The organism is Pseudomonas sp. SWRI99 (genome assembly GCF_014270125.1).
GTDB lineage: Bacteria > Pseudomonadota > Gammaproteobacteria > Pseudomonadales > Pseudomonadaceae > Aquipseudomonas > Aquipseudomonas hamedanensis.
Genome location: NZ_JABWQR010000014.1, coordinates 153,076 through 160,873, shown reverse-complemented (window position 1 = coordinate 160,873; position 7,798 = coordinate 153,076). Strand labels below are relative to the sequence as shown.

The following is a 7,798-nucleotide window of genomic DNA, read 5'->3' as shown; positions in this document are numbered from 1 at the left end:
CGATAGCGGTCCGTCAGCTGAATATTTTTGACTGAAAGACCGCTATCGCGAGCAGGCTCACTCCTACAGGGGATCGGGGCAATCAGGAAGACAGGCGTTCGCTCAGGTTTTCCTGCTGGAGAATGTCGAATAATGCTTGCGCCGCTGCCGACAGTTCATTGCCCGGTTCGGTCAGCAGCGGCAACAGCTGTTCGCAAGACGCTTCGATCTTCAGGTCGAGCAAATTGTCCGCGCGAGTCTTGCCCAGATTGAGCGCAATCAGCGGCTTGCCGCGGTCAGAGATCACCCGGCACAGGCGAAACGCCGAATACGCCATCAACGAAGAACCTACCACCAACATTCCCGCAGCATGCTCTGCCGCGGCCATCGCACGGGCGGCGGTGTGTTGCGCGACGTTCTCACCGAAAAACACCACATCCGGTTTCAACCGCTCGCCGGCACAATGAGGGCAATGCGGCACCTCGAAGCGTGCCTCGAACGCCGGGTCGAGCAGGGTGTCGCCATCGGGTGCCTGCACGGCATCCACGCCCGCCAGATAGGGGTTTTGCCGTTCCATCAACTGCTGAATTGCGTCGCGCTCACTGCGCTGGCCGCAATCCAGGCACAGCACACGATGCAAGTTGCCATGCAGTTCGATCACATCAGCACTGCCGGCCTGATCGTGGAGGGCGTCGACGTTTTGCGTGATGAGATCGCGGATCAGCCCATGGCGCTGCAGCGCGGCCAATGCCTGGTGCGCCGCATTCGGCTGCGCCTGGCGCACCTTCGGCCAGCCGAGCATGGCCCGCGCCCAGTAGCGACGACGAGACTCCGCGGCCGCGAGGAATTCCTGGTACATCATCGGCTGCCGGCCACGGCGTACGCCTTCGCTGTCACGGTAATCGGGAATGCCCGACGGCGTGCTGATCCCGGCCCCGGTCAGCACGAGAAAATCGCCATCGGCCATCGCCTGTTGCAGCGTGTCGAGGTCGCGGGTCGGGCTGTCGAGCATGGTCAGCACTCCAGAGTGGGCAGTGCCAGCAGGTTAGCACGCGATCCGCATCGTCTACTTGCGCGCCTCCAGAATCAGGTTGAACGGCGTCTGCGTGGCTCGGCGGAACTGCTTGAATCCGGCCTCGGTAAACACTTTGCGCAGGCGCATTTCGCCGGCTTGCGCACCGAGGCCGAGGCCGACTTCCTGGGACAGCGAGTTGGGGGTGCAAATGAACGTCGAAGCCGCATAAAACAACCGTCCGACCGCGTTGAAATTATCGTCAAGCTTGTCGTTGGCGAACGGTTCGACCAGCAACACGGTGCCATCGTCTTTCAGCGAGTCGTAAGCGTGGCGTGCGGCGCCGACTGGGTCGCCCATGTCGTGCAGGCAATCGAAAAAGCAAATCAGATCGTAGTCGCCGCCGGGGTAGTTTTTTGCCGTGGCCTCGAAGAAGCCGGCCCGGTTGCCGACACCGCCTTCTTCGGCCCGTTGGGTGGCGACCGTGATCGACGGCGCATGAAAGTCGAAACCGACAAACTGCGACCGGGGAAAGGCCTGAGCCATGATTACCGTCGAGGCGCCGTGACCGCAGCCGATGTCGGCGACTTTGCCACCGCGTTCGAGTTTGGCCACTACGCCGTCCAGCGCCGGCAGCCATTCGGCGATCAGGTGGCCCTTGTAGCCGGGGCGGAAGAACCGCTCGGTGCCGGAGAACATGCATGGATGGTGATCGCCCCATGGCAGGGCGCCGTTGCCGCGCATGGCTTTGACCAGTTTGTCCTTGTCATGGAAAAACGACGCCACCACCCCGAGCCCGCCGGCGACATACACCGGCGAGTCTTCCACCGCCAGCGCCAGCGCTTGTTCTTCCGGCAAACGGAACTGGCCGTCACGGTGTTCCATGTAGCCGGACGCCGCGTGTGCGCTGAGCCATTCGCGCACCAGACGCGGGTTGCAGGTGGTTTTCGCGGCGAGGGCTTCGGGGCTGATCGGTTGGCTGTCGGCCATGGCCCGGTACAAGCCGAGCTCTTCGCCGACGATGACATTGGCCAGCATGGCCGCGCCGCCCATGTCGTTGAGCAATTTGCCCATGAATTCGTTGAGTTTCGCCTCATTCATCACGTGTGCTCCTGAAACAGGATCACCGTCCGGCGGCGTTGAGTGTCGAGGCAGGCGCCACCGGGCGGTGGTCACGGATTAGGGCAGGGCACCGCTGAAGTCCTGCGTCCCCCTCGACTGGGTAATGAATGAGTCTAGCTCGGTTTTGCCGGGCAACCGAGCCATTGTGGCGGGTAGGGATGCTGGCGGTAGAAGTGGCGCAGTTGGGTCGCGTCGCGTTCAAACCAGGCATGCAGCCATTGCCGGTATTGCGCCTGTACCACCGCTTCTAATATAGGCCGCCGAAGGCAGTCGTGAACCGCTTGTGCCGCCTGCATGCCGCTCATCAGCGCCTTGAGCACACCGTGTGACGCCGCCGGATCGAGCCGGCTTGCGCAGTCGCCGACCAGAAAATAGCCATTGCCGGCGGCGGCCTTGCTGATACGCCAGCCGACGTCGGCGCCGCGGGTCGGGCCGGCTTGCGGCAGTACACGCAGCGCTTCGGGCAGCATTTGCCGGTCAGCGTTTTGCGCCCGATCAGTTGCGAATGCCAGGTTTGTCCAGTGCAGCAATTGTGTCTGGACCTGAGCGATCCAGGTCCAGCCGTAAGGCACGGCCAGCAGGTGCGGGGTGTTTGCGTAAGGATCGAGACAGCCGTGAAGATAACCATAGCGCACCTGGAGCGGCGGTGAACCCGCTTGATCCGGCAGCGCCAATTGCCGGCCCAGCCAGCCAGTGGCGCCGCTGGCATCGATCAGCCAGGTAGCGTGCAGGCAACCGCTGTCCGTTTCCAGGCCTGTCACGCGGGCATCGAGAGTGAGCACTTTGCTCGCGCGGCACGGCTGGCGCACATGCACGCCGAGCCGCCGTGCTTGTTGCAGCAAGGCGCCATCGAGGTCGGCCCGGGCAATCTGGAAACCCCGCCACGGGCCATTCTCATCCGCGCCAAAGGGGCTGAAACGCGGCGGGCCGTCCCAGTGTATCCAGTGCCCGTCAAAACGCATGGCTGCCGGGGAGCATAATTGTCCGGCGACGCCGAGTTGTTGCAACAACGGCTCGATGCCCGGATGCAGACTTTCGCCGGGGCGAAATCGTGGGAACGGCCGGCGCTCGACCAAAGCCACCCGCAGGCCTCGCTGGGCGCAACTGATCGCACAGGCGCAGCCTGCGGGACCGGCGCCGACAACAACGACATCAAACCGCGTCACTGACGACCTGCCAGGGCAGAGCGTCAGGTTTCATCAAAATGGCATCGGCGCTGACCAGCAGAATCACCTGTTCTTCGACCTCGACGTTGCGCAACTTGAAGTCCTCTTCGGCAATCTGCACGGCGCCGCGCTTGTACATGAAAAAACGCAACACCCAACCTTCGAGGATCAGTCCGGCTTCCTGTTGCGCCGTGTTCAGCTCACCGTCGGGGCGCTGCACATCGCGCAGCGACAACAGGGGCCAGGCGTTGCGCAGGGTTGTGTCGCTATCAGCGCCGAGCGCGCGGTACACCCGATACATCGACAAGACACGCTGCTCATAGGCGTGCTGCGACGTTTTGCCGGTCATGCTCAGGGAGAAACGGCCGTCGAGGGCCACCTGGGTGTAGTCGGCGTGGGCATAGGCGCGATACTGAACAATCAGCCGATCCTCCTGGACAATCAGTTGTGGCCCGCGCTGATCGTCCCAGGCAACCGCGCCGTCCCCACCGATTTCCTGATCCGTCAGCGGAATAATGCTGTGCAGGCTTGAGCGGGGTTCGAAGACACGCGCCGAATCCGGTGCCACCCCGGGCCAGAAGGAGCCCAATGCCGCGCAGATTTTCGCATCTTCGGGGAATGGGCTGGCCATCTGATAGCCGGCCAGCATGTTGAGCCATTGCGCATCGGCTGCTGGCCGCCGAACCCAGCCGACTTCCCACCCCGGGCCAAAAACACCGGCAGCACTGTCGGGCAGCGAAGACGGGCGCAAGACCTCGGGATGTGACCTCTGGCCTTGAGCCGGGTCGCCATGCTCGGCCAGCGCGACGATTGCCGTCACGCCGCGATCGTCGGGCGAAAATAACTGGTCTTTCAAGTCGAGGTTGGCGCAGTAGCGCACATTCGATAGCGCTTGCAGTCGGGCGTGCCAGATATCGGGGCTGGCGAGAATCGGTTCGTCGTTGACCCATCGCAGCAATTTGCGCTGCGTGCATAGTGGGTAAAAGTCGGGAGGGCCGATCACCGAATAGGCAGCGATTGCTGGCAAGCTGTCCGCCAGCGCCGGACAATGCGGCCGCACCCAGCCATCGGCTGTGGCGTCCTGATAATGCAAGGCCCGATAGCCACCCTGGCGCACGAGCGCTTCGACGTCTTCGCGTTGGTTAAGGTCTTCGATACGGCCGTCCGCTGTGAGCTTGTGACGACCGTGAACCATCCCGCCGGTGTTGGCCGGCATCAGGAATGACAGCGGCTGGCCCTGAAACTCGACGGGTTCGACCAGGCGCGTTCGCGGTTGCGGCAGCAGCAGACCCGGGCCGAAGTCTTCGGCGTCTGCCCAGTGGGCCAGCCCCGTACTCACGACGAAAGGCGGCTGGCTGATTTCCGGTTCTTGCCAGCCCGTGCCGCTGTGACGCAAATGGACGTGGCGCAGCTTTTCGTTGACCTGATGATTCTCCAGCGTCACCGCCAGTGCCATGCCGGCCAGGCACTGCGGGCCATCGAACAGTTTGTGCAGCGGCACCCAGAACTCCAGGCCGGGATCGACCTCATCCTGAAAGTCCATCGGCCCAAAACGCTGGGCATCGCCGGGCAACTGCATGGCAACCCAGGCGCTGTAGCGTACCGGCATCACGCGGATGCCGTGGGCGTCGTTGTCGACAAACGGCAGAAAGCTACGCAGCCCGGCGTCATAGCGGGCGGGCGCGGTGCCGACACGGGCGATGCCGGTGCGCGAAAAGCACAGGTCGGCGTGTCGGCCATGCACGGTGTCGGCGGCGCAGCGATACTCGCTGGCAAACGCGACCACCGCCAACGGCGCGCCCCGGGCGGTCAGGCGCAGTTGCTCCAGCGTGGGCGGATCAAGGCTGTAGACATAGTCCAGAACAGTCTCGATTTCGCCGGCCGTGGGGAACAGCTGCAAGGCCTGACCTTTGTCATCGACTGTCACTCGCGGCGACGCCAGCGCGTGATACAGCAAGCTGCGCGAAGGCGCCGCCGCTGTTACTGCGCGCTCACCGTCCGCGGCGAAGTCTTCAAATCCTGGCAGCGCTCGGTTGATGGCCAGCGTTCGGCCCAATTCAGCCGCCAGCGGTTCGGCGAGCAGGTCCAGCCCATGGGCCAGCATCAGCGAATGCCAGCCGCCGGGTGCCAGTCGCCGGCAGATCTGAGTGACGGATTCGAGCAGAGCCATGGCGGCACCTCGGTACGATTCGGGCGAATCGTCATGAGACAGCAGAGCGCTGTGGGCCGCTACTGTCAGATCTGACAGTAGCGGGGCGTGAGGGTCACGCCATCAACAGTAAAGCCCTTTGCTCAAGCGCAACAGTCGGTCGATTCCGGCGAGGCTGTAGGCACATGCCCAAGGTGTTGTCGGTGGTGGGGTGGTCTGCGAAACAGCTTTAAACGGCGTTGTTTGCACGCCTAACCCTGCAGCGGCAATTTCAGCTCGGCACACAGGCCGCCGCCCTCGCGATTGCTCAAAGTCAGAGACCCGCCCAGCGCCATGGCCAGTTGCTGGGCAATCGCCAGGCCCAGGCCGGTACCGCCAGTGTCGCGGTTGCGCGAGTTCTCCACGCGGTAGAACGGCTCCATCACCTGCGCCAGCTCATCCTCGGCGATGCCCGGTCCACGATCCAGGACTTTCACCGACAGACTGTTGCCATCCGCTTCAACCTGCAATTGCGCGGCGCCGGCGAATTTCAGCGCGTTATCGGTCAGGTTCACCAGCACCCGGCGCAGTGCCTGCGGACGGGTATCGATCACGGCTTTGCTTTTGCCGCCGAGCTGCACGTCCTTGCCCATGTCCTGGTAATCGAACACCAGACTGTCTAAAAACGAGTCGAGATCGGTGCGCCGACTTTCCTCGGTAGCGCCGTGGATACTTCGGGCGTAGGCCACGCCTTCACGCACCAGATGCTCGATCTCGCCGAGGTCGCTGCTCAGCTTGTCTTTCTCCACCGAGTCGTCCATGAATTCGGCGCGCAGTTTCATCCGCGTGATCGGTGTTTGCAGGTCGTGGGAAATCGCTGCGAGCAACTGCATGCGTTCCTTCAGGTAGGCTGCGATGCGCGTCTGCATGGCGTTGAACGCCCGCGCCGCGTGGACCACTTCGGTCGGGCCATGCTCGTCGAGCTTGATCGGGTGCGCGTTGGGGTCAAGGGTTTCCACCGCGTTGGCGAGGCGAGTGAGGGGGCGGATCGCGATGCGCACGGCGAGCCAGGTGCACAGGATCAGCAGCGCCAATTGGCCCAGCAGCACCACCGGCAACCACGGTGAAAGCGGCACCATCGCCGGACGTATATCAATGGTCACCGGGCTGCCGTCACTCAGGCGCAGGTGGCCCTGGAAATGCCGCCTTGGCCCACCGGGAATTTCGGTAAAGACCACCGGGTAGGTGGCGCCAATGGCGGCGGTGATCGAGGCGATGGCCACCGATTCATCCCCTGAGGTGACCGGCATGCCCGGCTCGCCTTCATTGAGCAGGTAGGCGTAATTACGCCGCGCCAGGCGCGGCAGCCAAGCCTCGCGCTCGGCGGCGGGCAGGCGATCGAGGATCGCCATCGAGGTCGCAACATCGGTTTCGAGGTTGCCGAGCATGGTGCTTTTGGCGCTCTGGTAACGCTCGTAATACTGCGCGCCGAACGACAGACCCTGGGCCAGAATCAGCCCGATCAGGAAAATCAGCGACAGACGCGAGGCGAGGGTGCGCGGCCATTGCAGCTTGAAATTCATGCCGGCGCCCCGAGCAGTTCGACCGGCAGGGAAAACACATACCCCTCACTGCGCACGGTCTTGATGTAGGCCGGCTCGCGGGCATCGTCGAGCAGACGCTGACGCAGGCGGCTGACCAGCAAGTCGATGGAACGGTCGAACAGATCGGCGTCGCGGCCCTGGGTCAGGTTCAGCAGTTGATCGCGGCTGAGGACCCGTTGCGGGTGGTCGAGAAACACCCGCAGCAAGCGATATTCGGCGCCGCTGAGGGCGACCATGGTGCCGTCCTTGTCCAGCAAATGGCGGGCCGAGGTATCCAGTTGCCAGCGGCCAAAGGCGAGCAAGCGCCCGGCTTCAGTGACCACCAGATTTGGCGGCAACATCCGTGTGCGGCGCAGCACGGCGTTGATGCGCGCCAGCAATTCACGGGCGGCGAACGGTTTGGTCAGGTAATCGTCGGCACCCATTTCCAGGCCGATGATGCGGTCGGTTTCATCGTTGCGCGCGGTGAGCATCAACACCGGCGTGGCTTTGTGTTTGCCGACGCGCAGTTCCCGACACAGCTGCAGGCCATCGTCGCCGGGCATCATGATGTCGAGCACGATCAGGTCGACTGTGTTGGCTTCGAGAAAACTGCGCATCTGCCGACCATCGGCGACCACTGTGGTACGCAGGCCGTTTTTCTTCAGGTAGTTACCCACCAGTTCACGGATCTCGCGATCGTCGTCGACGATGAGAATGTGATCGACATGTTCCATCGGTTGCAGCCTCTGTGGGAAGGGGGAATGCCGTGCAGTCTATAGCGCCGTTAGCCGCACGCCTGCCTGCC

Annotated in this window: 6 protein-coding genes; all 6 read right to left on the bottom strand. The window is 63.4% G+C overall.

The window, feature by feature from the left end; genetic code table 11:
* Nucleotides 1–82: 82 nt before the first annotated feature.
* Nucleotides 83–991, bottom strand: a complete 909-nt coding sequence (locus tag HU743_RS13875; protein WP_238351743.1) for an NAD-dependent protein deacetylase — start codon at nt 989–991, stop codon at nt 83–85.
* Nucleotides 992–1,045: 54 nt separating this feature from the next.
* Nucleotides 1,046–2,092: a class I SAM-dependent methyltransferase gene (locus HU743_RS13870; protein WP_186649190.1), complete on the bottom strand. Its 1,047-nt coding sequence runs from the start codon at nt 2,090–2,092 to the stop codon at nt 1,046–1,048.
* Between the two features lie 134 nt (nt 2,093–2,226).
* Nucleotides 2,227–3,279, bottom strand: coding sequence for an FAD-dependent oxidoreductase (locus tag HU743_RS13865; RefSeq protein WP_186649188.1), 1,053 nt, complete (start codon nt 3,277–3,279; stop codon nt 2,227–2,229).
* Nucleotides 3,266–5,449, bottom strand: coding sequence for a hypothetical protein (locus tag HU743_RS13860; protein WP_186649186.1), 2,184 nt, complete (start codon nt 5,447–5,449; stop codon nt 3,266–3,268). Before HU743_RS13860 ends, HU743_RS13865 begins: the two co-directional genes overlap by 14 nt.
* Before the next feature lie 230 nt (nt 5,450–5,679).
* Nucleotides 5,680–6,990, bottom strand: coding sequence for a HAMP domain-containing sensor histidine kinase (locus tag HU743_RS13855; RefSeq protein WP_186649184.1), 1,311 nt, complete (start codon nt 6,988–6,990; stop codon nt 5,680–5,682).
* Entirely contained in the window at nt 6,987–7,727 is a 741-nt protein-coding gene (locus HU743_RS13850; RefSeq protein WP_102902756.1) for a response regulator, read from the bottom strand. Before HU743_RS13850 ends, HU743_RS13855 begins: the two co-directional genes overlap by 4 nt.
* Nucleotides 7,728–7,798: the final 71 nt, after the last annotated feature.